This is a genomic window from Bradyrhizobium sp. USDA 4451, from assembly GCF_054822585.1.
This window is the reverse complement of the sequence record NZ_JBTRCH010000001.1, coordinates 2,391,182-2,416,898: the sequence shown is the minus strand read 5'-3', so window position 1 is coordinate 2,416,898 and position 25,717 is coordinate 2,391,182. Positions and strand designations below refer to the sequence as shown.

Below are 25,717 nucleotides of genomic sequence, written 5' to 3'. Positions count from 1 at the left end.
TGGCGTGCGTCACGGCGTGAGCCCCGCCGTCGAAGAGCACAATTGGCGCCACTTCGCTGAGATGGACGCTGAGGTGCGGCCGCTGCTGAAACTCGTCGATCACCGACATCTAAACGATGTCGAAGGACTCGAAAATCCGACCGCCGCGGTGATCGTCGATTGGTTCTTTGACCGCATTCTTGGCTGCTAGAGTGTGCCGATTTGCGAACGACGAGTCTTGGGTGGAGGTTAGGGTCGGTTGAGTGAAGCCATGAGCTGGGACAGACAAAAAATGGGTCTTCGCAGCTGCGCCTGAGCCGCAAAGTCGACGCCATCTGTAGAACGTTGATGGTGTTGGTCCCGATCTCGATCATGCGATCAGCGTAGATTTTGAACGGAGCTGCTTGTGTCGGACTGCCTATCGCCTTCATCCGGTGCACCGTTCGCAAGTGAGGCCGAACTGCAAGCCAACTTTGTGGCGCCTAATGGAGCTTGGGCGGCCAGATCTGCCAATCATCGTCACAGATCTGACAAATCTCGCTTCCTCGATGCCGAGATCCCTCGGGTGCCCGTTCACTGAGTGCGGAAATCGCCAAGGCAAGTCCGCCGTGTCTGGCGTCGAGTTCAGAACGGATGTCCCCGAAATCGAGCGAAGCCTCATAGCGTCGGTCGCAGCAGGCATGGTAACCGCAAACGTTACGTTCTGAAGGCCGACGCTCTCCAGGTGACCAATTAAGACCAGGCAATCGGTTACCATGTGTGCAATCCAACGAGTTGGATCACCCCAGTTAACTCTAGGCGCACTCATCACGAAGTGCGACTACCAATTCTTGGAGGTGGAAGGGCCGCGGGATGTCCCGATCGCTATTGAACTAGGTCGGGCCGGCGCGCATCCTCAATATCGTCGACGATGTCACCAAGGAATGTCTGGGTGCCATTCCTGAGACGTCGATCTCCCGCCGGCGTGTGGCGCGGGAACTGACGACGGTTGTCGCGCGGCGCGGCAAACCCGGCCTGATCGTCTCCGACAACGGCACCAAACTCACCTGTAACGCCATGCTGGCCTGGTACAAGGAAACCCGCATCGACTGGGACTATGGGACGAACGGGCGTCAACTGAAGCGGCCTAATTAAGCTTCAGCTCTTTGATTGCAAGCCGCGAGATGGCTGATGCGTTCGTTACGCCGCGCGCGCGGACCTCAATGACCTTGAGCGCGACAAATTCGCAAAGTGGGTCTCCCCGCTCGACCAACCCAAGCGATTCCAGCGTGAGCCGGTAAGCCCAATTAAGCGATTTCCGCTCCTTTTCCGTATAGGTACTTCCGGCGAGCAGGCGATTGATTGTCATCGGCCAACGATCCTGTGGAACCGATAATCATGCCCGAATAGGGGACCATTGTCGTAGATCAAAAAACAAAGTCAAAGTTCTGCTACATGGCACATGTGTATACATCTCATAAGCGCTTGACCTGCCACTGAACTTTCATCCAGCGGGAGTTAGAGTCTCGGTGGTTTTTGCAGCGAGACCGAAGTTTGGACCACCCAGAACTAGAGTTTTGCGCCTTGGTCACGTTGGCGGGCTGGTTGCGCCGACGTGGTTTTGCAGCAAAATCGGCGGTCGATTGCCGATCGCCCCGTGGGGCCGTTCTTCATTGTAGTATCTGTGCCAATCCTCCACTTTTTGCTGGGCGTCCGCAAGGGACAGGAACCAGTGGGCGTTGAGGCATTCGGCCCGGAAGCGGCCATTGAAGGCCTCGATGAACGCGTTGTCGGTTGGTTTGCCGGGCCGCGAGAAGTCCAGCGTGACGCCGCGCTGGTAAGCCCACAGATCAAGGTCGCGCGACACGAACTCGCTGCCTTGATCGACCCGGATCGTTGCCGGGAAGCCCACTTCCTTGCAGGCCCTCTCCAGCACCTCCGCGACGTCGCTGCCGCGGAAGGTGAACCGTGGCGCCAGCGCCGGCGAGAAGCGGGAGAAGGTATCGATGATGGTAAGCACGCGAAGCTTGTGTCCGGTCGCCAGCTGGTCATGGACGAAGTCCATTGCCCAGGTCTCGTTCGATCGTGTGGCCGGCCTGCGGTCATCGCGCAGCTTGGCCTTGACCCGGCGCTTGGGCGTCTTGTTGCGTAATTGCAGGCCCAATTCGCGATAGATGCGGCGCGTCTTGTTCTGGCCATGACGCCAACCCTCGCGGCGGAGCAGGACGTGAACACGACGGTAGCCGTAGCGAACGCGGACATGACAGATCTCCTTGATCTTCTGTTCGAGGGCAGCCTGGCCGGAGCGGCGGGACTTGTAGTGATAGGTCGAGCGGTCAAACTCGAGAGCGTCACAGGCCCTGCGGATCGACACCTGCCACTCGCCACAGACCTCGTCGACCAGCTTGCGCTTCCGGCCAGGCTTCATAGCTTTCGGCGGATCACGTCCTGCAGCATCTCTTTGTCGAGCGACAGGTCCGCCACCAGCTTCTTCAGCTTGCCGTTCTCCTTCTCGAGCTGCTTCAGCCGTCGCATCTCGGTCGGCAGCAGCCCGTCGTATTTCTTCTTCCAGTTGAAGTAGGTCGCCTGGCTGATCCCGGCCCTGCGGCAGATCTCCGCCACCGCAATCCCGTCACTGCCCTGCTTTAGGATGAACGCCTTCTGGGCGTCCGAAAACCTCGAGGCCTTCATCGTCCTTCGCTCCTCCCAGCCGGGGAATCGGTGCGAAAAACTCTAGCCAATAATGGTCCAGTTTGCCGGCCTCAGATCAACATCCAATGAGGCCTTCACGGCTTCCGCCTGATCAGCCATAGCGACGGCATAAGTCACATATCGAAGCTTGCCGTCTTTGACGACGCCGACCGAAACCATCCACCTTGCTGCCATCTCAGTTCTAGCCTATGAGGAGAGCTTCTGTTTTCTAGGTGGCGAACCAGTCGCCATAGCTCCGCAATCGCGGCGAGTACGGCGCCGGTTCCGATCTTCCCTCCGAGCACCCTCTGAGCGCTGCTATAGCGTTCTTCAAAGCCTCGTCACGGGTCATGCCATGATCTCCACGGCGTGCTGTTAATGCGGCCTCAAGGGCGACGGAGAAGGAAGCGCGGGTGGAGGTAGGTCCACCCGCGCAGGCTTGACGGCTCGCAAGGTGCAGCGCGAATGCATGAGCAGCCAAGCCCGTACGTCTCCTAGCAATTCCTGAGCCAGACGATCATGATGCCACGGCTCGGCTGATCATCGCGCCTTCAGAAGAAGCGCACGGAGGGCGGGGACCGCCGACCGTGCGAGTTGCGATGCGCGGCTTGGCCCTCACGAGGTCAGTCAGTCAGAGACCAAGCCATGCATGGCTCAGCAACCCGCGTGCCAGAAGATCAGAAAGAGGAGGAAAGCAAATTGCGCGCTATCTCGGCACGCCAGCTTACTGCTCGTGGGAGCTTCCGGACATGCATGCCGTCAATCCGACGCGGTTGAACGAGATCGAACGCGCCCCTAGTCGCGCCGAGGCCGCCCCAGGGATCGGATCAATCTCTTCATCATGCACAACGATGAACTCTCCGGGCTCTAGGTGGTGTGGACACTAGCGCATCCATAGAACAATGGCAGCGAGAGTGACGACGGCCCGGTAATTCCGGGCCGTTTTTTTTTCGAAGCGGGTTGCGACACGTCGGAACTGCTTGAGCTTTGAGAAGCAGCATTCGACGAGATGACGCTGGGCGTAGAGATGCTTGTCGAGCGGGTATTTGAGCGCGCGTGACGGGTTGTTGGGAATGACGGCGAGCGCGCCTTTGGCGGCGATGGCTTGGCGCAAGTGATCGGCGTCATAGGCGGCGTCGGCCATGACGACCTCGGCGGACAAGCCTTCGATCAATGCGGCGGCTTGCGGTACATCGCCCTTCTGACCCGAGGTCAGCGTGAACCGCACCGGACATCCCAAGCCTCGAACGGCCAGATGTATCTTGGTGCACAGGCCCCCGCGCGAGCGGCCGATCGCCTGATCTTCAGCCCCCTTTTTTGGCGCCGGCAGCGTGCTGATGCGCCCGAACGATGGTGGAATCGACGATCAGATATTCGAAGTCCGGATCATCGGACATCGCCTCGAAGATCCGCCACCAAACACCCTTGGTGCTCCATCGGCTGAAGCGCCGGAACACGCTGTTCCAATCGCCGAAGACCTCCGGGAGATCGCGCCAGGGAGACCCCGTACGCACGATCCACAGCACTCCTTCAACGAACATTCGGTTGTCGCGCCCGGTCGAGCCCTTCTGATCGGGGCGCCCTATGATCAACGGCGCCATCCGCTTCCACGCCGCGTCGCTCAATACCAAACGGGTCCATCACACCCAAGGCGGCCTCCCCAAAAGCAGCCTTGAATCTGATTGCTCCAAAAAGGGAATCCTTAGAGTCCACACCACCTAGGCCCAGAGTTTACAACATCCCATTTTCGAGCGCGGCAGTTGACCATTGCGGCCTTTGCGCCGCTATCTTTCAAGGCTAGCTTCACGGCTTTCCTTTGGTCTGCGACCGCGTAAGTTCTGTGCCTATACTCGTCGTCGTCTTCCTTGATGGCGACTGTTACTAACCAACCATCCATATTGCTGCGTTCCGGAAAGGATCGCCTCGGTCACCTCATTGCATGAATGTTTCAGCCGCAGGGACGGCCAGCGAAGCCAGTCCCAGCAAAATGACGCAAGCTATGTACGGGAGGTCGCCGCGCACTACACAGCTCCAGCACTAAACGGAGCGTGCGCTCCACAAACCAGCGATCTATGCTCCGCAACTGACACGGAAATACAAGGCCCACACCTACCAGCTTGCGTAGGTATCGGTCGCACGGGTCAGCGATCCATTTGCTGGCGCGCCCAGCTAACGAAATCATCGAACGAAGACGACGGCCACTGAACCGACGCTTCCTATGATGGGTCCCCGTCGAGATCGTATTGTCTGGCGCGGTCTCTCGCGAATGCGCGTGCAGAGGTTCGAACGCGGGAACGTGTCAACCGCTTGTTTGAGGCTGAAGATCTGCTCCATACCGACCTGCGTCCAAAGAGAGGCTCCGTGTCGTTACCGCCGTAGAGCCGCCACGTCCAGCTGACCGATGTCGCACTCAAGCTCCAGGAGCGCAGCGTGGCCGCGTTAAAGCGCCAGGCGGCCGCGTTGGAAGCCTTAATCGCATCTACCCAAAGGCTCGGCCGGAATTTGGCGTCGACTTTGCTGCCACGGCGCCAACTCAAACAACGCCGAGGACGATAACTGAAGCGCGCTTTTCATCATGTGAGGGTTGGCAGCGAGGGTTCGCGTCCGATAGTTACCCAGATGACAACGTCGATAAGACGCGGCTGTGGACAGGCCTGTGCAGGGATCGGGACCTGACCATGTCGGAAAGTCGCTAAAGCTAACACAAAAACACAACGAACCGCCGACCATCGGCTGGCACGAAGTATGCAGATCCTTGGGCGTGCCTGCGGGCCCTCCCTCAGGCATGGCTACCATCGCAACTTGAGGCCGTGGCTGGCCACTGAGGTTAGCGGCGCGTGACATGAGGATAGGGCGGCGTCTGCTCGGCCGATACCGACGGGCGCGTCGTCACGTCGCCGCTAACTTTCAGTGCTGAGGACAGCGAAGTCGCGGTCCCCCTAGGATTGAGCCCGCCCAGAGAGAACAGGTAGATCCGGGCAGCAGGTGAGAAATGGCTGGAAAATGCGCGCTCTCGTTCTGTCTCGCCCTTCTGCTGATCTGCTGCGCTGACCTAGCCGTCACAAACAGCAGTGTTCGCGCCAACGACATCCCGCTCGTGCATAACGTCAAATCAACCTGGCGGGCGCAAAACGGCGAGACCGTCGAACAAATCCTCTCCAAGGTCTCGAAAGTAGCGCACTTGGTCCCTCGAAGCTGGGGCGTCGCTCGAGGAGCCGACCGAAGCGAATATGTTTTCTTTTCGTGGACCAGGCACCGCGACAATCGATCACACGAAGTGTACGTCATAACTTGGAGGTTCTCTTCTGAGGGAACGCCAGAGATCGCCTCGACATACGCGAAGCCGCTGGAACTGGGCTGGCGCGCTTTCGCTCTCTCGCTGATTGCCGCTGAAGTCACGGACGGCATAAAGGACGTGAACCTTCGCTTTCTGCATGATCCGGCCAACTTCAACTTCGTGACCACCCCCCAAGGCAAGCTAGGCGATCTGCTCAGGCATGGCCGTTGCACCATCGTAGAACCTGTGGGCGTGAATTATTTACCGAAGGTGAATGAGACGCGGATTACCAAAGGCGATCTATGGCGGGTTCTCCTTTTGGTGAACTGCAATATTCCGGGGCCCGATTACTTCACCCGAAAAGGTGTCATCATCTTCGAGAAGCGCGAGGGACAAGCTTGGGAGCCGCAGTCGTTCTTTGCCCGGCGCATAGCGACATTCCCCCCGGGCTCCTGGTTCGATCACATAGAGCGAAATGAACGGGACGCGCTGGAAAGGGCGCGAAAGGCCTCGGAAAATGAACGCAGAGAACAATTTCGCGGCGCGGCTCCTTGACGCTGGGCGCCTCGCGGCAATCGCGCGTACGTGTGGCGTGCAGGCGGATGTTTCGTACTACGTCGACGAGGCGCTTAAGGAGCTTTGGCGAACGAGATCGCCCGAAGAGGCAAAAGCGATCGCAGAGCGGTGGGTATTATGGGACGCGAAAGGGAAGCCCTGGCCGCGCATGCCTCCGCTGGAAAACGTTGTTTCGTTTAATCGCACCGACTCGACAGTGACATCAGTCGTGACGCGGCCTATGACGCCCTTGCAGACAATCCGCGACTGGTTCGAGAAGCAGGATGAACAGGTGCGATACGAGATCGCCGGCATGGCGGCACTTTTGATCTTTGAAGGAAGCGGTCTCCTCGACTTCAGCAGCGAAGAGTGGTGTGACTATTTTCGGAAGTGGCTGAACGAACCCGCACTCCCCAACCATACGGTTATCGGCCGTGCTTTGACGTTCCGCACATGCCTCGAGTATTTTGGCGAGAGCAGGTTCACAGAGGCAGGGTGGGCACGATCCGAGCAGGCAGCTTTCAAAATCCTAGAAGATGCGAACCGCGATCCGGATTCCGAAGCCGCGCATCTCGCACCGATTGCACGAAAAACATTGGCCACCTTACCCGCGCGGAAAAGCAATTGGATCGAAGTGGGGCGGTCCTGGAGAGAGCTGGCGAGCGCCGAGCTCACTGCCCAGGCTCTCAGGGTTTGGGGCGCCTCGCAGGCGAAGCCGAATCATAGGCTTTAGCCGCGTCGAGGGTTCGGAAATGCGCGGTAGCGACATCGGCCCAAGAGCAGTCAATATTTGAAGAACCTTGTCGCGCAAGACTACGGTCAGCTCGTGGGCGAGGTCATGGAAATTGCTCCACACCGGAATGGCCTCGTTTGACGCGCCATCGTGCCTCTTCGCTGCCCCGGTTACGATCGCACAGAGCTATTCGGACCAGGGAAGACGATCACGCACTTACATCCTTGCGTTCACGGAATGACGAGCCGAGCCGGCCACCGACGAGTAGTACTATCGGCTTGACGTTAAAGCCCCTTCCCGTCGTCGTGAGGCCAGACACCGCCGACCTTTGTCCAAAATGCAGTTTCGGCTTCGCCCGTCACGATGAAGGCTTTGTGACTGGAGTTCTTCGGTTTACCTTTGCGTGTCATGGAATACTCCCGTTGATCTTGCCGCGAAGCAGGCCGTTTGGGAGATAGAAAACGGAATTTGCCGGACGTGCCGGCAAGCGGTTGATGCCAGTATAGGAATGGCGGTTGACGGCGTAATCTCTTGACGCAACTGCTCGGCCAGAGGTGATGCAAGTGCGACACGATTTGTGTGATGAGACGGGGCGCACCGTAGTCGGATTGCGCGGGCGCCTCATATCGATCCTCATCGGGTGCTGGTGAGAGAACTTCAACGGGCGTCGTCATCAAAGTCGGTGACGTGCGGTTACCGGAACCGGTTGCTCTAACCTGTACCAAGCGTCCTGTGCGGTTGCCTTCTGTCTTGTCTGGTCAATGACGGCGCTGGTCCGAAACCTGACGTGACGATGCTCGAAAATTGTCCTTCATTCACAGCGCTCCGGGCAGCACTGCGGCTAAAATCTACCAGATCCGGATAACGGTAGCGGTGGACACCTTGAGGAGCCGTGCTTTGCAATCACTGTTTGCACGCGCCGCTATCGGCGCGCGGATTGCACAGGCTGGTTACTGAATGCTCTAACTGCTATGTGCCGGAGAACTTGATGTGCTCTTCTTTCCCGGTCTCCCGCCGTGATCCGGTGACGGAGGCAGCTCCTCGCCGTGCCTATTTGGTCGGAACGGGAATTGCCTCTTTGGCAACTGCGGTCTACCTCCTCAAGGAGGGCGGGCTATTAGGTCAGCATATCGTCTTGTTCGAGCAGCTCGAACAATTCGGCGGAAGCCTTGACGCACATGGTAACCCAAAGGACGGATATGTCATGCGCGGCGGACGCATGTTCGAGGAGAAGTTCAATTGCACCTACGATTTGCTATCGTTCATTCCGTCGATTGCTGATCCGTCCAGATCGGTAATGGAAGAACTGAAGGAATTCCATCAGGAGTTCTTCTGGAACGACAAGGCGCGCTTGGTATCTGGCGGTCAGATCGTCGATGTTTCCGATCTAGGGTTCAGCGAGAGAGACCGACTAGACTTGATCTCGCTTTGCGGGGCACCAGAGTCGTTGCTTAACTCCCGGACGATCCAGGACTGGTTCGGATATCATTTCTTCCAGAGCAACTTCTGGTTCATTTGGTCCACAACCTTCGCGTTTAAGCCTTGGCATAGCGCGACCGAGTTCAAGCGCTACTGTCTGCGGTTCCTGCATTTGTTCTCGACAATCGACACCATGGCGGGGATCTACCGGACGCAGTTCAATCAGTTTGACGCCATAGTGCGCCCGATCGTCGCATGGTTGAAGGCCGGCGGCGTACAGTTCGAGATGGCGGCGGAAGTGATCGATATTGAGGTTGTGATCGAAGGCCCGCAGAAGATTGCGACGCGGTTGCACTATCGGCAGGGTGGCAAGGACCGCGCTATCGATCTGGCTAAACGCGATCTGGTGTTTGTGACCAATGGTTCAATGACATCCGATACCAGCTACGGTTCGATGGACACGGTTCCAGTGCTGAAGACGGAGCGAAGCGGAGGTTCGTGGAAGCTTTGGGAGCTACTGGCCGGCAAAAGCCGAGACTTCGGTAACCCTACGGTTTTCGTCTCCAAAATCGATCGCTCCAAATGGGAGTCGTTCACTGTCACGGCGGACGACGCGTGCTTCTTCGACTGGCTTGAGGCCTTCTCCGGCAGTAAGGCGGGCAAGGGCGGACTGGTGACGATCAAGGACTCCAATTGGCTCTTGACTATCGTCCTTAATCGTCAACCGCACTATTACGAACAGCCGAAGAATGTCTGGGTGTGGTGGGGCTACGGGCTCTTCCCGGACAACCCTGGTAATTTCGTGCATAAGCCGATGTCGGAGTGCACGGGGCGTGAAATCCTCGTCGAACTGCTTTCGCACCTGCGATTCAACGAGATCATCCCGCACGTTCTAAAAACGTCGCGTGTGGTTATGGCAATGATGCCTTACATCACCGCGCAGTTCATGCCGCGCGCGAAGACCGACCGACCGAAGGTCATCCCGAACGGATCGAGCAACCTGGCCTTTATCGGTCAATTCTGCGAGATTCCCGACGACGTTGTTTTTACGGTCGAATACTCAGTGCGCGCGGCACAGACCGCCGTGTTCGGCTTGCTCGATATTCAACGTCCGGTCTCGCCCTTCTACAAGGGCCAGCACGATTCCCGCGTCCTCTTCGACGCCTGGAAGACGTTGCATCGCCATTGATCCGCAGCACCAACCAAGGACCCCTCATGGGACGTGTGAATAACAAAGTCATCATTGTAACGGGCGCGGCTCGCGGTATGGGGGCGGCTCATGCCCGCCTGCTGGTGGCTGAGGGAGCCAAGGTTGTAATCACTGATATTCTTCATACCGAGGGAGAGGCTCTCGCCGCTGAACTCGGCAGCTCGGCCGTCTACGTCCATCAAGACGTTACCCGGCCAGAGGACTGGGCCAAGGCAATTGCAAGCGCGGAGCTTGGCTTCGGCCTGCTGCATGGCCTAGTCAACAATGCGGGGATCGCCAACATTGCGCCCCTAGAGCAGTTCCCGCTCGATCGGTGGAATGAGACCCTGGCTGTCAATCTCACCGGTGTATTTCTGGGAATGCAGGCGGCTCTGCCAGCCATCAGGCGTGCGGGCGGAGGTTCGATCGTTAACATCTCGTCGGTTGAGGGGTTGCGGGGCAGTGCCGGGCTTCATGCCTATGTTGCTTCCAAGTTCGGCGTGCGAGGCATAACCAAGTCCGCTGCGTTGGAGGCCGTAGCCTCATGCGTACGCGTCAACTCGATCCATCCCGGCCTTATCGCCAGCCCAATGACCGAGAGCTTCGATTCCTCGCTTTTCCCCATACCGCTTGGCCGACCAGCCGAGCCGCAAGAGGTGTCGCAGGCTGTCCTGTTTTTGCTCAGCGACGAGTCGAGTTACGTTACCGGTTCCGAGATCGTCGTCGACGGCGGTCTGACGATCGGCGTCCCGCGTAAATGCCTGGCGCCCGAGAACATCTTTTGCTGAGCCATCTCGTTAGTCGATTAATCCAGTCGGATGGAATGTCGCCATGTATTACTGTAGCGGCAATTACGAAGCATTCGCGCGCCCTCGCAAACCCAAAGGTGTGGATAACAAGACGGCGTGGTTTGTTGGTTCGGGTCTGGCCGCGCTTTCAGGCGCGGCTTTTCTGATCCGTGATGGCCATATGCGTGGCGATCGGATCACTATACTGGAGCGGCTGAAGATACCCGGCGGAGCGCTCGACGGTAGCCACGACCTGAAGCGAGGTTTCGTGATCCGGGGTGGCCGTGAAATGGAAGATCATTTCGAGTGTCTATGGGATTTGTACCGATCGATCCCGTCGCTCGAAATCGAGGGGGCCAGCGTACTCGACGAATTCTACTGGTTGAACAAGGATGATCCAAACTATTCACTTCAGCGGGTGACGGTGAACCAGGGACAGGATGCCCATACCGATGGCCTCTTCACGTTGAACGAAGCCGCGCAGAAGGAAATGATTTCTATCTTTCTGGCCTCCCGCGAGGAGATGCAAAATAAGCGGATCGACGAAGTATTCGGAACGGATTTCTTTATCAGCAATTTCTGGCTCTATTGGCGCACAATGTTCGCTTTCGAGGAATGGCATTCCGCACTTGAGATGAAGCTCTATCTGCATCGGTTCGTCCACCATATCGGCGGCCTGCCGGATTTCAGCGCGCTAAAGTTTACTAAGTACAATCAGTATGAATCCCTGGTTCTACCGCTGTGCAAATGGCTGCTCGAGGAAGGCGTCAACTTCCGCTACGACGTCGAAGTTACTGATGTCGATTTCGACCTAAAGGCCGGACGCAAGCAGGCCACCACCATTTACTGGTTGGAGGAAGGTGTCGCGGGCCGCGTCTCCCTTGGCGCCGATGATCTTGTATTCATGACGATCGGATCGCTCACCGAGAACTCGGACAAGGGAGACCATCACACGCCCTCCAAACTCGATGAAGGCCCGGCGCCTGCATGGGATCTGTGGCGCCGCATAGCGGCCAAGGACGCGGCCTTCGGCCGCCCGGACGTCTTCGGAGGTAATATCCCCGCTACCAAATGGGAATCGGCGACTGTCACGACTCTGGACGCGCGCATTCCGGGATATATCCGCAAGATCGCCAAACGCGATCCGTTCAGCGGCAAGGTCGTCACAGGAGGCATCGTTACGGCGAAGGATTCGAGCTGGCTCCTCAGTTGGACCGTAAACCGCCAGCCGCATTTCAAGCACCAGCCCAGCGATCAGGTCGTCGTTTGGGTCTACTCACTTTTTGTCGACGAACCTGGAGACTACGTCAACAAACCGATGCAAGATTGCACAGGCGAGGAAATCACCCAGGAATGGCTGTATCACCTCGGCGCGCCGGTCGAGGACATACCAGAACTCGCCGCAACCGCCGCCAGGACAGTGCCGGTGATGATGCCGTATGTCACCTCTTTCTTCATGCCGCGGCAGGCGGGGGACCGGCCAAACGTTGTGCCCACAGGGGCTGCTAACTTTGCTTTTATCGGCCAATTCGCCGAGTCGGCGGAGCGCGATTGCATCTTCACGACCGAATATTCGGTTCGCACGGCGATGGAGGCCGTCTACACGCTCCTGAACGTTGAACGTGGTGTGCCGGAGGTCTTCAATTCGACCTATGACATACGCAAGCTACTTATGGCAATCGGCAGGCTGCGCGACGGCAAGGAAGTCCCAATCCTCAACCCGGCGGTTTTGGGTGAGCTAATGCTGAACCACTTCGACACCACGAAAGCCCGCACAGCGGCTCGATAAATATCATCGTTCTCTGAGCGAGGCGCTTTGCTCCTATCCTGTGCAACCGGAAGGCTGCATTGTTAACTGTACGTGTAGGCGTGAGTTGCAAGGAGCCGGTCTCGGGCGAAATCGTCCATTCGCAAGGCTGCGCGAGACAGTTCCTTCACGGTTTGCACGTGCTCGCTGGTAGCCGCTCATGCTGGCACTCCCGCTGCGGCGGAACCTCTTCCGAAGCTAGAACTCCGCCATCTTGAAGAGGAGGCCATCGGCTCCGTCGTCGTGAAGGCGGAGTATGATTTCGTCCGGTGAGAAGGTGGGGGAGACTTCTCCTCGATGCGCGGGAGATCTGAAGCTATCAGTGTCATTATGTATTGCGTTTTCTTCGTCGCAGTCAGACACGCACGATCTCCAACAGCGCTAGCTTCTTTCCGTCGTCCAAAGCCTCGAAAATGCCATCGTGGTACACAAAGTGAAAGAAACCGACGTCCTCTACACCTTCAGCAGAGCCAAATCGAAGAGAGCGCAGACCAGCTTTTTGTAGCTCGTCCCTTTCTGACTGGAAGTGTTGCCGGTTTGGCCGGGCAGGCCCAGGCCGATGGTGTAATCAAAGTTGCCGCTTTGTTGACGTAGAAATAGAAAATGCCTTCGTGATTTAACACGCGTAATAGCCGTTAAAAACACGCCGGAAGTTCTCGTAGATGGTTGTTGGTTTCGCGACCATGGCCTTGATTTCATCGACAACTTGACCACGTTCGCGTCACTCTCACGGACCTCCCGTGCGGTGGCGACCACCACGTCAACTTCTTGCGCTGCTCTTCCAGGTAATCGAAGCGTCGAGCTCGTACTTGCGTTGAACTGAGGACTCGTCAAATCCAAACAGATAAGCCACAAATGGCTTCCAATAGGCGTCTTTGCCTATCTCGAATTTCTGGAGCTGTAACTCGTCGCTGAAGTCGCCCTGGGCCATCATAAAGTACGTGATGGCCATGCGATAGTCGTAAGGCTTGAGAATCTCCAGGTCGAGCCATCCATCCATCAACTTGATGGCCTCGGCATTACTCAGTTCAGGATGGTCCCATTGATCGTCCGGCATCAACCAATCGCCTGCCACCTTGGGCGTGGCGCGTCCGGGCAACCTTGTTGGGATTGTCAGGGCCACGTCGAACGGTAACGAGTGGCCGGAATTGAGGCGGATCTCGATGAAGAACTGGTACCTGAGAACCTTGATGCTTGACTAGGGACTGCTCCGGCGCAGCGCCTTTGAGCATCAAAACTTCGATTAGGTGGAGGAGAGTGGTTTGCCAAGGTTGTGCGAGGCTTGGCTCGGGATTACTAGCGAAGGATTCCTCGAATTTGAGCAGTTCTGCATCCCGGGTTTCCCCTGGGAGCACTCAAGTTTTAGCCTAAGTCCGTTGCATCTACCAACTTCGCCACGCCCGCATGCCAAGGGCTTCATAACCCGGTCTGTGCCTGTCGCCAAGGTGTTAGGATTGGATCGCGGCCGTGGCACCTCAATGGACGTCGATCTGGACAGGCGTTGCAAGCTAATGGATTATTCGGCGCTTGGAATTTCATTGGAAGCACACGTAGATGCCCTGGCGTGCGATGGAAACTCGGGATCTTCAGGGGGTGAACAGTGTCGCGGGTCGTGTTCACCTGAACTATCGCGAAGACGCGGAGGTTTTTGCTGAACGTCTGCGGCTCTATCCCAAGGGATGCTTCGTTCTCAAGGGGCCGACGTGCCGGAATTGTTGGCTACGTCGTCAGCCACCCGTGGCAATTTAGGCAGCCACCCGCGCTCAACGCCCTTTTGAAGAAACTGCCGGTACCTGGGTCAACCTACTATGTCCATGACATCGCCCTGTTGCCGGCGGCACGGGCCAATGGTGCGGCTTCCGACGCAGTGCGCCAACTCATTGCCCACGCAACGGAAGCCCGCTTTCCGAATGTCTCATTGGTAGCGGTGAATGATTCAGAACAATTCTGGGAGCGTCATGGTTTCCACACGTTCGAGGACGCCACTCTCAGCAAAGCGCTCGCTACCTACGACAGATATGCAAGGTATATGGTGCGTCGCAACGCACCGTGAAAGCCTGCGGAAACTGCTTCGCTTGTTGGCGTCGCAGCTCTGCTTTGGCTAACCTAGTTATCTGCACGCCGAGTTCTTGTGAGTGACGTGAGTTTCTGCGACTCGCAAAAGTCGTGCGAGCCGAGCGCCTCGGTCATGTCGCGCGCGCCGCTTTGCACCCTGCGTCGCTGCTGGCGCGACCTTCTTCCTCTTCATGTCGGGAAACACGTTTGAGGTTGATTGCCGCTGCGCTCAGCTGATTTTTTATGTGCGAAGTAACAGTATCCCGACGCTGGTACGGCGATTCTGTCGGCACCTTCCATCAGCCGCAAGCAGACGTACGTGTGCCGCGGACTGCAGGCCGCGCGGCGCTTCCCTCGCGGTCGAACTTAAGCTCCTGCTTTTCAAGGATGGTATTAGGAGGAAATACTGGTTGTTCGGGAACAAGCGGTGGTCGGCTTGGCCTTGTTTCGCGTGCGGAGCCGCAGGAAGGGCGCAACGGCATGCTAGGCATGCTCTTGCAGTAGCAGACGCCGCGCTTGCCGCGGACTTCAATTTCCAGAATGCGCTCACCTGCTTCGCGATCGTTGACGATCGAAACATCGTGGTACTCTAGTCGCTTTGCATCATCAGGTCCCAAGCTGATATTCGCCATGAAGATGATGAAGTCGCAACCCTTCTTCGCCCTGATAGCGATAACTCTCCTTCTTATGCGATCGATGCGGTATTCCGCGATCATGCCGAAGGTGATGGAGCAGTTTGGTCGCCGAATGTGATGAGATGAGATACTTGCGGCGTTGTTCGCGACCCGCGATGTAGAGGGGCTGCGACGCCCCTCGGTCAGCACTGAAATTCGTGGAGAAAATGTTCCGCGGCGTCTTCGAAGGTACCATTCCGCGGCGAATTGGTTCGCGTTCGAAATTCCTTCGAGTTTAGTGCTGGTCCGATGGCTGCGGTTCGCGACGCCCGCGGCGACCTGCCAGAACTGCTGTCGGCACTTCGCTTGTAGATGTAGCACTTGCCGCCCAAGAGATCGTAACGCTCGACGGTGCCGTCCGTCTCGGCGTACCCAGCTCCGTGAATCGGGAACTTTGGCCCAACCAAACTAATGATGCTAACCTCGTCCACGGACCTTGTCCACGTACGTCCTCCTGGCCGTGGTTTGAACACCCACATTTTGGCACAATCGATGCCGTTCCGCTCCATCGGCTATGCCGCCTATAACAAGCTCGCGCGATCTAATCGCGGCAACGATGGCATCACATTGGTCGAGCGGATGACGAAGCTTCGGCAAGTCGAGAAGACCGTGCGCCGTCCAAGCCCCGACGCAAGCATCGCCACGCGCCGACAAGCCTCCGCCGCGATCGTCGCAGATCTCTTCGATCTCTAGCAGCAGACCTTGCGGCGGATCTCCGGCAAATCAAAACTGGCCGAGGCGATCCGCTATGCCGTCTCACGCCGTGCCATCTTCGAACACTTGCTGGCCGACACTCGCATTTAGCTCGACTCCAATATTGTTATTGTCGAAAGGGCCATCAGGCCACAAACGAGTACGAGAAACAAATTTGCCCCTTCGCTGGCCGCGACGGCGGCGGGCAAAACTGGGCGGCTGTCGCAACGCTGCTGCAGACGGCGAAAATGAACAACGTCAATCCGTTCGATTGGCGCGCCGTACAACTTCAACGTATCGCTAACGGTTGGCCAAGCAGCGGAATCGACGCGCTTACGCCTCTGAACTACGCCAACTGATGGCCTCAGCTTACCGCTTAAAAAAAACACCCGCCAGCGACCTTCTCGCGGTTCCGAGTTCTTTCGAGATGCGCCTGCAGCCGCGGAGCGGACTCTGCGCGCGCACCAATGCTTAGCCGGGCTTTGCTGCCTTTAACAACCGTATCCGTATCTTCAGCAACCGGCGACAACGAGCTGACCACCGACGCTCGAAAATGCCGTTTTTATTCTGAAGGCGCGTTGCCATCAGAACTGGCCGATCAGGCAATCTTGGGAAAGTACAGGCGACCGCCCCAATCTCGTCGTCACTCATATCACATCCATTGATTCAACTGCTCACCGCTGATGTTGTTGTATCTTGAGATTATCCAATAACTTCGAGCCTTCACTGAACGATCTGGACCAAGATCGCTCTGCCAAGTCCAGATAGCTTTTTAGCAACTCGGAGGGCGTTTTTACCTCGGCAACGACTCTTAGAAAATTGGCGTGATCGTGCAAAGAGGAAGCAGTCAACCTCAAACTGTCCTTCAAAGCCGCCGCGAAGAAGTTTGTCGTTGCTTCGATCGACTTCTGCCATTCTGGAAACACGAATGAAGCGCGCGTGGCTGTCGTCGACTCCTTAGTGTGTTCGGCGGCGCCACTTGGCCCAGCAGCCGATGCTTGGGCCAACGGCGGCCCTTGTTGTGTGCGGCGTTTCTCGTCTTCAGCTACGGTCGATGCCATTGCTTTCCTCTCTGAACTGTAAAGTTGTGATTAACCCGCAGAAGATAGCACGACCTTCAATATCCGACACCTGCCACTTTTTGTAGCTTCGATCGCAAGGACCTGACTTGACGACGAAATACAACGTGAGCAGTGCTGACCGCGAATTATTCAGTCTGCCAGATTCCGGTAAGTGTCCCGATGGCAATTCTGCGGCGATAGTAACGCGAGCCGAGGGGAAGCAGATCGCTGATCGCCGAGTTGTGTCGGTCGCGAACGGCAGGCCGCCACAATGGCGTACCGCGCTCAATCAGCGATTGGTTCGAGAGGCAGGAGCAGCAGGTTGATGCGAGATCGGTTGCATGGGCGAGTTCAAGGGGAGCTCGATTTGGACGGCCGAGACGGTGTGATGGATTTTGCGAAAATTGATGCGCAAGGATAGCGCTCATGCGGTCATTGGTCATGCTTTGAGGTTCCGGGGCTATGTCGCGGAGAGTAGGGTTTCCAGATGGGGAAAACATCCGAAATGGCATGTCGCAAAGGCGTATAGGGGCTAAGCAGCACCTCCCTGGGTAAAAGCAGATGGATAGAACTAGAAGTTTCGATAGACCTCGACTGTGAGACCTTACCGGGCGATCTCAGAGAGAGGATCGCCTTGCAGTCCAAACGGCGCTGTCAAATGCGGTGCCAAGGCTGATGCACTCGCTCAGAGATATGAAAGTGATGCGTGATGAGCCGCTGCAGTCGCCTACAACGCGGGCCGTGAAAGCTGGCCGAGAGAGGCAGCAGCGCCAGGGGAGACTCGACTGCCGCTTATTGAGGAGCAGCCGCAAAGGACGGTGTGAGGTGGTCGTTGATCCTCGATGGCAGATCAATCCGGTCCACTTCAGTCTCGGGCTCGGGTCTTGTCCCCCAGTGATGGTGTTGCTCGGTAGCGTAAAGCTGCGCGCAACGGCTACCGCGACCGGACCTGGGAGATCCTCGCCGGCGCGGTCGAGCTTCGTCTCCCCAAGCTGCGCAAGGGGTTCCTATTTCCCCGGCTTTTTAGAGCCGCGCCGGATGGCCGAGAAGGCGCTCATCGCCGTGGTGCAGGAAGCCTATGTGCAAGGCGTCTCAAACCCGCTCGGTGGACGAATTGTCCAGGTCATGGGGATTAGCAGGATCTCCAAGCGCCAGGTCTCGCGGCTGTGAGCGGAGATCGACGACAAGGCGAAGGCATTCCTCGCTCGCCCGATCGAGAGCGACTGGCCCTATCTGTGGATCGACACCACCTACGTAAAGGTGCGCCAAAGGGGCGCAATCGCGTCGGTCGCGATAACGTCGCGGTCGGCGTCGACAGCGATTGCCGGCGCGAGATTCTCGGTGCTGGCGCGTGCACTTTATGCGTAAGGCGCTGGCCCACGCTGGCAAGAGCGGTCTCCTCTGCCTCCATCGCAACCGCCTTTGGCCAGGACGATGCGGAAGCGCACGGGAGGATCGAGCAGCTGATTTGGACCGATCCAGTGCGCAGATGCGTTCGCGAAAACACGGCGAAATGCGCCTCAATTCGTCTCCAGATTAGCCGAGAGGTCGGGATAGCGCTCCCGAAGCAAATCGAGGAAGGAACGCAGCGATGGATTCGAATTGGCCTGGCGCCAATGTGCGTGGAAGTTCAGCCGCGTCGGCCCGTCGGCATCATGAACCTCGCGGAAGATGACACCCGGATAGGCTGCGCCCGTTGCGCTTTCCAATGCCAGCAAGATGCCCCAGTCTACGCTGACCAGGGTGAGAAGCCGGTCGAGCGACAGATCATGGCGTAGCAACGGGCAAGGATCGTAAGATTTCAATTTGCTGATGAGTAGCTTGTGAAATTCCGGTCCGGGGCCGCGTTGTGACGTCAGAATCGGTTCGCCCATTAGTTCGCCCCAGTGAACCACATCACGGCCTGTCAGCCGATGGCTCGCTGGCAGCGCGGCGACTATACGCTCGCTCCAGAGCAACAATGACCTCTCGTTCTCCCCCGCATTGGGCGTGGCTACGAAGGCGACGTCAATGGCTGAGTTGGTGAGGTCGGAAATTGGATGATCGCTCGCTCCATCTACGAGATGCGTTTCGACACCCGGAAAACGGTGCCGGTGCTCAAGGAGCGTGGCTCGTAAATTTCCAGCTGAGAGGGATGTGTGGATGCCGATGGTCAATCGACCGCTCTCGCCGCGCGAGTGGCTCTTGAGGCGAGCCGCGATCCTTTCGGTATCATCCACTATGCGCCGAGCGGCATCGAGGAATTCGTACCCCTCGACGGTCGGGCGGGTGGCGCCTTTTGTGCGCTCGAAAAGCGTGACACCTAACTTGTATTCGAGGTTTCTTAGGCGACGACTAAGGGTAGGCTGCTTGATTCGAAGCGTCTCTGCTGTTTGACGCAAGCTCCGGTGCTGAGACGCGGCGATTGCCCAGCGCAGTTCTCGGAATTCGACTGGTGTGGTTGAAGTACTATGGTGAGTGGCTGTGACCGAGTGCTTCATTGACTGGCTCATCGATTCAGCCCTTGGTTATCTTCGGCTCCGAGCGACCTCAGACTTTCGATTAAATTCCTCCTCCCAGCGATGAACCGATTACCGACCCGCTGGGAGTCGACGTTGTCTATGTGCGAGTGACGTCCGTCGATCGGTAGCGCACGTATTCACCAAAGCTCTCTTCATCAGATCTCGGTAGCTTCACAGCAATGTAGGCAAAAGCGTCAGCGAGAGGCGGATTATCACATTCATATTGATCCACCGGAACGCCTAGTTCGCCTACCAGGTCTCCCCGATGCTTCTCACTTCGGCTTCAGCATCCTCTTGGGGCGCGAGGGCGTCGGGCACGTTATCGTCGGCGGTCGCTCTACAAGCTGTTGAGAGCACCGATCCTGCTGGCACCAGAGTTTCAAGATGCCTGGAAAGTTCATGCCGAGTTGCCTAACTGTTCCGCTCGGCTGCTCGCCCGCGGTCGCGTTGTCGTGGCTTCCTGCGCGTCGCCTGTTCCTCTCCAGCATGTGGTGACCATATCGTGGGACTGTCGCATCGTACCGCGAACCTGTCTGAAGCTTCCCGCTCGACCTGTTAAGCTGCCAGCAGAGCGAAGGCGATTCTGCTGATCCTCTGGCAGCGTCTTCAAGTCTTGCAGCGGCAGTACGCGTCGAACCGTCCGCCCATATCGAGCAGCACTTTGCACTCGTCCCTCCTGCCGCGAGGTTGCCACCTTCGAACACGACATCGGGTTTCACAGGCCATTGCCGGTCCCAAACAACAGAAGTCCTGCTACGCGGCGATAGCTCGCCTGCCGGAGCGATCGGCGCGTAGCCGGCGAACTCAGGATCGATGATATCCAGTTTCTCAGTGTAAGCACCAACCGTCAGCGCATTCCACGCCTGTGCCGGATCGTCGATAGCCTCGAGATCATTGCGTGTGAGGTGATCAGCAGGCGTCAGATCCTCGGCGATGTTTCCCGCGGACAGGATAATCAGACGCCGCTGATCCTCCTCAAAGCAGAGTTGGTCGACCGCCGCTGACCACGATGTCGGTCGCTCACGCGCCGGGTTTGCGCTGGTAACCGCCATAGCTATGGCCCGGCGCCGCGTCGGCGCCTGGATCTCGGCGCGAGCAATCGCCTCTCCGGTGACCGCTCCATAGAGCTCAGGATCGTTCGCCTCGTCCTCGGGCGGCAGAATACGAACGCTCTCCAGTCGGTAAGGCAAGGCAAGGCAAGGCAAGGCAATCGGATCGCTTCCGACGAGCAGAGGGACAAGGTCGCCATAGAGCCCGACACCGGCCATCCGCGTCCCGTGACCTTGCCACGCCGGGGTGTCATCGCAGCCCCAGGTAGGCTTGATTGTGTGGCAGTCTTCCGCGGCAAGAGCGGGTTCGATCAAGGGATGAGTTCGACGCACACCGCTATCAAGAACAAACCGCGACATCGTTGTCCGGTGGCGCCACGCGTTCGAGCAGTTCATCACTCCAATCCCGCTGCTCGGCGCCCCCGAGGCCGATGAAGAAGGATGGCGTATCCTTCGCGCGTCGCAACTCGGCCACGACATCACTGTGAGCAACAAGCCGATCCAGTGTTGCCACGCTAGCGAGCGCAAGCATGACCTCTCGCTCGGGAAACTTGACAGCATGTGCGCGCAGGGTGATGTCCAGCGCTTGGGCTATGCGCTCGAAATTCTCTCGGCGCCCTTTGCGCAGCCAAATCTCCCACCAGACCTGTTCGTTCGGTTGCTGCGGGAAAAGCGCATCTTCGTCGGTGTACAGTGATCGTGCCGTTGCCAGACGCACGGTCTGAATCCGCGACACAAGCGGCTCGTTTCGCGGCCTTCCTTTCTTGGTGTCAGAGTCGCGATAGGCCTCGACCTTCCGCAGATAGTAGTTCTCCGCTTGTTGCGGAACGAAAACGGAAGCGCGCAGCGGCTCCCCTTCTCCTACCGGTTCATGAACTGCGACAACTTCCATCTTCTGCCGTCGATCGGCTAACTGATCTAGAGCGATGCGCTCGCGAACCGGCAATTCGATATCGAGATAAAACCCTGGCCCCCCTACCGCCAGGTCGAGTTCGCGAGCGTCGATCTGCACGCGAGCCGCCTGAATGGCCTGTCCAACAGACTGGATCAATGCCGCTGCATGGCCCGCACGATCGCGTTCAGGTACTGCAGGCGGTTCGATTTTCTGCTTGGGCCGCCGATACGGTTCTCGAACACCGTTGTCGCGAAGACGGATATGGGGTCGGTCCCGAGGAAAATTGTCTGCCATTACGACCTGTGCTGTCGCTAATCAGACAGCGAGGCCCGTCGGCGCTCCATCAGCGCTTGAACGAGCGCCTCCGATGTTATCCGTTTCCCGCCCCGCAAGAGTATCGTTTTGGCCGCGTCGTCCGCTGTTCTTACAATTTGGGCCTGAGATAAATTGTGCGCTTGCTCGACGGCCTGGCTCCAGGTGACACCGCGAGTGTCAAAACGGTCGAGGCGCGCCTGCAGCAAGGCCTGAGTCAGGACCGAGTCAGGCAACGCGTATTCAATGACATCGTCGAAACGACGGAAGAGCGCCTTGTCCAACAGCTCGGGATGGTTGGTCGCAGCTACGACGAGGCCGTGGCTTTCATCCTGCTCCAGGAATTGCAGGAAGGAGTTCAAGACACGGCGAATTCGCCGACGTCTTGGCGCTCGCCGCGCCGGGCGCCGATCGCGTCGAACTCGTCGAAGAAGTAGACCCCGCGTGTTGCCTGCATGGCGTCGAAGACGAGCCGTAGCTTTCCAGCCGTCTCGCCCATGAACTTCGTGATCAGACCATCCAGGACGATGGTGAACAATGGGAGGTGGAGTTCGCCGGCCAAGGCGGCCGCCGTCATCGTCTTGCCCGAGCCAGGCGGTCCCACAAGCAGTAATTTGCGGCGCGGCTTCAGACCGTGCTCACGTAGGTTCTGCTGCTGCCTTTGTTCAATCAGCACACGATCGAGCCGAAGCCGCAATTCGTTCGGTAGAACCATGTCGGTCAGACGCAGGTCCGGATAACCGGCGTGCAGCAGCCCGGCCAATTCGCCTTTCGGCTGGACCAAGGGAACTGGCCGCGCCGTTTTGGTCAGTGCAGCGCCGGCTATCTTGGCCTGGTCAATCAGCTCTTTCAGTTCCTGCGCCAGCTTGCCATGACCCTGCCGGGCCTCATGCGCGGCAAGCTGCATTGCGGTGGCGAGGAAACGCTCCCCGTCACCGGCAATGTGGCTCTTCAGCAAACTGACAATGTGACGAGCGGTCGACATGGGTCTTCAGTCTAATTGATTAATGCCGGCCTGGTTGCATTTGCCAGCATTGTCCACTTTAACGTTTTGGCAACCGATTGTACCTGAAATTCGTGTCTATTCCCTTGCGATTCCTCACAAATCCCGCCCGCAGCCAGAAAGCTCCAGCATTTCTGGCTGCCTGCCGCCAGCTACGGCCGCCTCAGCGCACCGTCAACGCTCACTCAGAACACAGTCGGTCGCGCCCAATTGAAGTTTTATGCGCGAATCAGACGTCGGTCTCTTCGCCCAAAAGCGGCGGCCTTGCCACACTTGGGTCGCCTCGTGGAACGAAGCTGCCAATCAGATGTACTCGCGCGGTGAAACGCGGACGTGGCACGGATGCATCATGTCTCGACACGATGCAACTCATGCCGAGGGCCGGGACTGTGAATGGAAAACAGGCACTAAGCGCGGACAACGGAGGCCAGTGGGCTACTCCATCCCGCCGGTTCGATTCTGATCCTGCGCGCTTGCAAGTCGTTATGCACGGCGTCGATGAAGCGCGCGTTCATATCTTCGTCGAGATCACGTCTGACGATATTTGGATTCCCGCCCCAGCTGCCTCCTGAGCAGCTCGGCGCAGCATCCTTTCAGCGTCGACCGCGAGGATCAAAGCTGCTGCGGCTGCGAGGTCAGGAAGCGTTGAATAGTCAACCCGCTTGCGGCTTCGATAAAATTCCGCATGTTCGAACCAACCGTGCAGGATCCAATTGTCGGAGCCCTGTTCAACTTTGCGTCGGAGTACAATGCTGGTGCCCTTTAAGGGCGTAGCATTGACCAGCGCGACCGCTTCCCGACCATCGAATCCTCCGATTGTCAGACGTTTGGGACCCACGGATAGCTAGAAAAATCGCGATTGTCCCCGACAATGCGCAATCCCTCGGGGTAGCGAGGGAACAACTTGTGTGCATCGTCTGTCCAACCGCGAAAGATGTCGTACGGAGAAACACCGCCCCATTTGGAGAACCCCGCCACCCACCGACCATCCATCGGGCGCAAACCGTTCGGAGTAAAATCCGGCATCTCGGCAGGTGGGGCCAAGTTATTTTGGCGCCCATTGGACTGAGGATGGCGAGACAATATCGGATCGTTAACCTGTCGGCCTCTCGCTCGGTCGTAGATGAGGCGGCAGGGAACCCCTAGGTGTTCATTCAAGTGGATGGGATCGATCCTGAAGCGGTTTGGTTCGTCGGCCCATGCTTTGCAGATAGCTTCATAGGGCGTGAGACCAAGCAGGGTCTTAAGGCGTCTGGCGAAGTTGTAAGCATCAAGGAAGGCAGCGAGGTGATCTTCCAATTGCTCGTGGGTCTCGTAGTGGTATCGCCGGACTATTGCCTCCTTGAGCGTGCGGTTCATTCTCTCGACCTGACCGTTAGTCCAAGGATGATTGGGCTTGGTCAGGCGATGCTCGATGCCGTGTCCCAGGCAGACCCGGTCGAAGGGATGGCCGCGCCAGCTTGCAGTGGCGCCATCACGATTCTTAGGCAGGGCGAACTGGATACCGTTGTCGGTTAGTACAGTGTGGATCCGGAAAGGGACGGCCGCCACCAGTTCTTCGAGGAAGGCCCTGGCTGCTGCACCCGTGGCCTTCTTCACCAGCCGGGCGAAGGCGTATTTGGCGGTCCGGTCCACCGCCACGAAGAGATAGAGTTTGCCTTCCTCGGTGCGGACCTCAGCGATATCGATGTGGAAGTAGCCAATGGCGTAGCGCTTGAAGGGTTGCCTGGCGGGCTTGTCGCCGGCGATCTCGGGTAAGCGGCTGATCCCGTGACGTTGCAGGCAGCGGTGCAAGGACGAGCGCGTGAGATGCGGGATCGCCGCCTGCAGCGCATAGAGACAGTCATCCAAAGGCAGGAGCGTGTGCTTGCGGAAGGCGACGACCATCGCCTCTTCCTCGGCAGAAAGCACGGTCGAGCGCACGGTCTTTGGCCCCATCGGCGCATCGTGGACAAAGGTGCGCTTACGCCACTTGGCGACCGTCTTTTGGTTGAGCCCGTGCTGGGCGGCTAGCTCTTTGAGCGGAGCCTTCGATCGCTGTATTGCCGCTCGGATCGCGTGCGTGGTCGTGGCGCTGCCATGGAGTATCTGGCCCATAGGTCCTCCCGGAATGAAGGACCAGTTTGACTGATTCCCCCACACTCCGGGACCAGACACCTAGGTCGACGATATCGCCGACATCGGATTGGACCCCGGCGAGGAGTGGATGCCGCCGTGATCCATAAAGAGCGCGTTCCGCTATCCATGCTTCTGCCGACCAGACCAGGCCGCGGCTGGTCGGAACGTCGTCGCGGCGCGACAGAAGCTCCTTGAGATGCCGCTTCATCAAAGCATAATCCGCGAGATCTTCTGGGCGCCGACTCGTTTCGAGCGCTAGATCGATGTCTCCTACTGCCTCCTCACCTCTCATCAAGCTGCCAAAGACCCAAACCCGTTCGACGTATCGGACCGCATCTGGATCTTGGTGAGCATTAGGACATGGCGCAGGAAATCGTCCAGTACCATCTGCGCCTGAGCCAAAGGTGGCTCAGCACTCATCGCCGGCCTAGACTTCTTCGTGGGCGTCGGTGACTGAGAGACTGAGAAGCGCTCCCGCCTGCATCAGACGAGGGACGCGCAGATGACAAAGCGTCGCCGCCGTTTCGTGCAAACGGTCCCACTAGAACAGCGATTAGAGCAGGAAGCGAAGGGGTCTCCGCGCGGAGGCAAGAGAATTGCCGCCCGATGCCAAATGTGAAGAGGCCTTGCGGAAGGCTCGTCAGAATAAGTAGCGGCATATATGACCGAATGGCTGACATCGCCGGGACTTCGTCCGCCGACGTAGGTTGCCTACTGGGAAACCCGCCGCAAAGCCTTCGCAGCGGCGGAAAGCGTTGTGATCAGCACGATCACGCTATCGAAGATGCGGAGCCCCTGTGACTTACCCGTGGTGCGGACCCACAAGGCGTGGTGCTGTGGATCGTTGCGGCGGCTCATCATGCGGCCCTCGCCTTTCCCGCCCGATCTTTTCTTGCGCCTCGCGTAGCTCCGCCGACCGCAGCACGGCCAACTCACCGA

General features: G+C 58.1%; 18 protein-coding genes and 8 pseudogenes. 11 read left to right on the top strand and 15 right to left on the bottom strand.

Features of this window, described 5'->3' with window-relative positions:
* Window positions 1–16 precede the first annotated feature (16 nt).
* Entirely contained in the window at window positions 17–190 is a 174-nt protein-coding gene (locus ACVMB0_RS11160) for a 6-carboxytetrahydropterin synthase (RefSeq protein ID WP_461346249.1), read from the top strand.
* Between the two features lie 677 nt (window positions 191–867).
* Window positions 868–1,101: pseudogene (locus tag ACVMB0_RS11155) on the top strand (DDE-type integrase/transposase/recombinase); the annotation flags it as partial.
* A 4-nt stretch (window positions 1,102–1,105) separates the two neighbouring features.
* Here the strand turns inward: ACVMB0_RS11155 and ACVMB0_RS11150 are convergent.
* The 5 genes and pseudogenes from ACVMB0_RS11150 to ACVMB0_RS11130 form a co-directional block, all read right to left on the bottom strand.
* Complete coding sequence (locus ACVMB0_RS11150) at window positions 1,106–1,327, bottom strand: hypothetical protein (protein ID WP_461346248.1); 222 nt, start codon at window positions 1,325–1,327, stop codon at window positions 1,106–1,108.
* Window positions 1,328–1,546: 219 nt separating this feature from the next.
* Window positions 1,547–2,518: an IS3 family transposase gene (locus tag ACVMB0_RS11145; RefSeq protein WP_461349632.1), complete on the bottom strand. Its 972-nt coding sequence runs from the start codon at window positions 2,516–2,518 to the stop codon at window positions 1,547–1,549.
* Window positions 2,497–2,649: pseudogene (locus ACVMB0_RS11140) on the bottom strand (transposase); the annotation flags it as partial. The pseudogene ACVMB0_RS11140 and the gene ACVMB0_RS11145, both read right to left, overlap by 22 nt.
* Window positions 2,650–2,691: 42 nt before the next feature.
* A complete protein-coding gene (locus tag ACVMB0_RS11135) occupies window positions 2,692–2,829 on the bottom strand; it encodes a hypothetical protein (protein ID WP_461346247.1) in 138 nt (45 codons plus the stop codon).
* Between the two features lie 703 nt (window positions 2,830–3,532).
* Window positions 3,533–4,299 (bottom strand): annotated as a pseudogene (locus ACVMB0_RS11130) (IS5 family transposase).
* Window positions 4,300–5,641: 1,342 nt separating this feature from the next.
* Between ACVMB0_RS11130 and ACVMB0_RS11125 the strand changes: the two are divergent.
* The 5 genes from ACVMB0_RS11125 (at window position 5,642) to ACVMB0_RS11105 (ending at window position 12,399) form a co-directional block, all read left to right on the top strand.
* Complete coding sequence (locus ACVMB0_RS11125; RefSeq protein ID WP_461346246.1) at window positions 5,642–6,481, top strand: nodulate formation efficiency C protein; 840 nt, start codon at window positions 5,642–5,644, stop codon at window positions 6,479–6,481.
* Window positions 6,444–7,214, top strand: coding sequence for a hypothetical protein (locus ACVMB0_RS11120; protein ID WP_461346245.1), 771 nt, complete (start codon window positions 6,444–6,446; stop codon window positions 7,212–7,214). The genes ACVMB0_RS11125 and ACVMB0_RS11120 overlap by 38 nt, the downstream gene beginning before the upstream one ends.
* 988 nt (window positions 7,215–8,202) lie before the next feature.
* Window positions 8,203–9,822, top strand: coding sequence for an oleate hydratase (locus ACVMB0_RS11115; RefSeq protein ID WP_456854944.1), 1,620 nt, complete (start codon window positions 8,203–8,205; stop codon window positions 9,820–9,822).
* A 26-nt stretch (window positions 9,823–9,848) separates the two neighbouring features.
* Window positions 9,849–10,610 (top strand): glucose 1-dehydrogenase, encoded by a 762-nt coding sequence (locus ACVMB0_RS11110; RefSeq protein WP_461346244.1) that lies wholly within the window; start codon window positions 9,849–9,851, stop codon window positions 10,608–10,610.
* Window positions 10,611–10,653: 43 nt separating this feature from the next.
* The gene (locus ACVMB0_RS11105; RefSeq protein WP_456854940.1) at window positions 10,654–12,399 is read left to right on the top strand and encodes an oleate hydratase; all 1,746 of its coding nucleotides are present in this window, start codon (window positions 10,654–10,656) and stop codon (window positions 12,397–12,399) included.
* 471 nt (window positions 12,400–12,870) lie between these two features.
* On the opposite strand, the gene ACVMB0_RS11100 is transcribed toward ACVMB0_RS11105, so the two are convergent.
* Together ACVMB0_RS11100 and ACVMB0_RS11095 are read right to left on the bottom strand one after the other, a co-directional pair.
* Window positions 12,871–13,176, bottom strand: a complete 306-nt coding sequence (locus ACVMB0_RS11100) for a hypothetical protein (protein ID WP_461346243.1) — start codon at window positions 13,174–13,176, stop codon at window positions 12,871–12,873.
* A 1-nt stretch (window position 13,177) separates the two neighbouring features.
* A complete protein-coding gene (locus ACVMB0_RS11095) occupies window positions 13,178–13,540 on the bottom strand; it encodes a hypothetical protein (protein WP_461346242.1) in 363 nt (120 codons plus the stop codon).
* 525 nt (window positions 13,541–14,065) lie between these two features.
* Here ACVMB0_RS11095 and ACVMB0_RS11090 point away from each other — a divergent pair.
* The gene (locus ACVMB0_RS11090) at window positions 14,066–14,470 is read left to right on the top strand and encodes a GNAT family N-acetyltransferase (RefSeq protein WP_461346241.1); all 405 of its coding nucleotides are present in this window, start codon (window positions 14,066–14,068) and stop codon (window positions 14,468–14,470) included.
* A 301-nt stretch (window positions 14,471–14,771) separates the two neighbouring features.
* Here ACVMB0_RS11090 and ACVMB0_RS11085 read toward each other — a convergent pair whose 3' ends face one another.
* Window positions 14,772–15,296, bottom strand: a complete 525-nt coding sequence (locus ACVMB0_RS11085) for a hypothetical protein (protein WP_461346240.1) — start codon at window positions 15,294–15,296, stop codon at window positions 14,772–14,774.
* 360 nt (window positions 15,297–15,656) lie between these two features.
* On the opposite strand from ACVMB0_RS11085, the pseudogene ACVMB0_RS11080 reads away from it, so the two are divergent.
* Window positions 15,657–16,198: pseudogene (locus tag ACVMB0_RS11080) on the top strand (IS66 family transposase); the annotation flags it as partial.
* 315 nt (window positions 16,199–16,513) lie between these two features.
* On the opposite strand, the gene ACVMB0_RS11075 reads toward ACVMB0_RS11080, so the two are convergent.
* Entirely contained in the window at window positions 16,514–16,900 is a 387-nt protein-coding gene (locus ACVMB0_RS11075) for a hypothetical protein (protein ID WP_461346239.1), read from the bottom strand.
* Window positions 16,901–17,829: 929 nt separating this feature from the next.
* On the opposite strand from ACVMB0_RS11075, the pseudogene ACVMB0_RS11070 reads away from it, so the two are divergent.
* Both ACVMB0_RS11070 and ACVMB0_RS11065 read left to right on the top strand, forming a co-directional pair.
* A pseudogene (locus tag ACVMB0_RS11070) lies at window positions 17,830–18,036 on the top strand (hypothetical protein); the annotation flags it as partial.
* Window positions 17,939–18,268: pseudogene (locus ACVMB0_RS11065) on the top strand (transposase). The pseudogenes ACVMB0_RS11070 and ACVMB0_RS11065, both read left to right, overlap by 98 nt.
* 152 nt (window positions 18,269–18,420) lie before the next feature.
* On the opposite strand, the gene ACVMB0_RS11060 reads toward ACVMB0_RS11065, so the two are convergent.
* From ACVMB0_RS11060 to ACVMB0_RS11035, 6 genes and pseudogenes are all read right to left on the bottom strand, one after another.
* On the bottom strand, window positions 18,421–19,380 hold the full coding sequence (locus tag ACVMB0_RS11060) for a LysR family transcriptional regulator (protein ID WP_461346238.1): 960 nt from the start codon (window positions 19,378–19,380) through the stop codon (window positions 18,421–18,423).
* A gap of 293 nt (window positions 19,381–19,673) precedes the next feature.
* Window positions 19,674–20,846 carry a S8 family peptidase gene (locus tag ACVMB0_RS11055; protein ID WP_461346237.1) on the bottom strand — a complete coding sequence of 391 codons (1,173 nt, stop codon included), beginning with the start codon at window positions 20,844–20,846 and terminating at the stop codon, window positions 19,674–19,676.
* On the bottom strand, window positions 20,791–21,639 hold the full coding sequence (locus ACVMB0_RS11050; RefSeq protein WP_461346236.1) for a hypothetical protein: 849 nt from the start codon (window positions 21,637–21,639) through the stop codon (window positions 20,791–20,793). The genes ACVMB0_RS11055 and ACVMB0_RS11050 overlap by 56 nt, the downstream gene beginning before the upstream one ends.
* A 17-nt stretch (window positions 21,640–21,656) precedes the next feature.
* Window positions 21,657–22,642 (bottom strand): annotated as a pseudogene (locus ACVMB0_RS11045) (AAA family ATPase).
* Between the two features lie 1,176 nt (window positions 22,643–23,818).
* Window positions 23,819–24,757: pseudogene (locus tag ACVMB0_RS11040) on the bottom strand (IS481 family transposase); the annotation flags it as partial.
* 732 nt (window positions 24,758–25,489) lie between these two features.
* Complete coding sequence (locus ACVMB0_RS11035; protein WP_456854767.1) at window positions 25,490–25,639, bottom strand: hypothetical protein; 150 nt, start codon at window positions 25,637–25,639, stop codon at window positions 25,490–25,492.
* Window positions 25,640–25,717 lie beyond the last annotated feature (78 nt).

What these genes read in the sequence shown, in the direction of transcription:
- ACVMB0_RS11055 (WP_461346237.1), bottom strand. Translation starts at nt 20,846, where the DNA reads ATGAACTGCTCGAACGCGTGGCGCCACCGGACAACGATGTCGCGGTTT.
- ACVMB0_RS11150 (WP_461346248.1), bottom strand. Translation starts at nt 1,327, where the DNA reads ATGACAATCAATCGCCTGCTCGCCGGAAGTACCTATACGGAAAAGGAG.
- ACVMB0_RS11135 (WP_461346247.1), bottom strand. Translation starts at nt 2,829, where the DNA reads ATGGTTTCGGTCGGCGTCGTCAAAGACGGCAAGCTTCGATATGTGACT.
- ACVMB0_RS11115 (WP_456854944.1), top strand. Translation starts at nt 8,203, where the DNA reads ATGTGCTCTTCTTTCCCGGTCTCCCGCCGTGATCCGGTGACGGAGGCA.
- ACVMB0_RS11075 (WP_461346239.1), bottom strand. Translation starts at nt 16,900, where the DNA reads ATGGCATCGACCGTAGCTGAAGACGAGAAACGCCGCACACAACAAGGG.
- ACVMB0_RS11050 (WP_461346236.1), bottom strand. Translation starts at nt 21,639, where the DNA reads ATGGCAGACAATTTTCCTCGGGACCGACCCCATATCCGTCTTCGCGAC.
- ACVMB0_RS11105 (WP_456854940.1), top strand. Translation starts at nt 10,654, where the DNA reads ATGTATTACTGTAGCGGCAATTACGAAGCATTCGCGCGCCCTCGCAAA.
- ACVMB0_RS11125 (WP_461346246.1), top strand. Translation starts at nt 5,642, where the DNA reads ATGGCTGGAAAATGCGCGCTCTCGTTCTGTCTCGCCCTTCTGCTGATC.
- ACVMB0_RS11060 (WP_461346238.1), bottom strand. Translation starts at nt 19,380, where the DNA reads ATGAAGCACTCGGTCACAGCCACTCACCATAGTACTTCAACCACACCA.
- ACVMB0_RS11035 (WP_456854767.1), bottom strand. Translation starts at nt 25,639, where the DNA reads ATGATGAGCCGCCGCAACGATCCACAGCACCACGCCTTGTGGGTCCGC.
- ACVMB0_RS11120 (WP_461346245.1), top strand. Translation starts at nt 6,444, where the DNA reads ATGAACGCAGAGAACAATTTCGCGGCGCGGCTCCTTGACGCTGGGCGC.
- ACVMB0_RS11110 (WP_461346244.1), top strand. Translation starts at nt 9,849, where the DNA reads ATGGGACGTGTGAATAACAAAGTCATCATTGTAACGGGCGCGGCTCGC.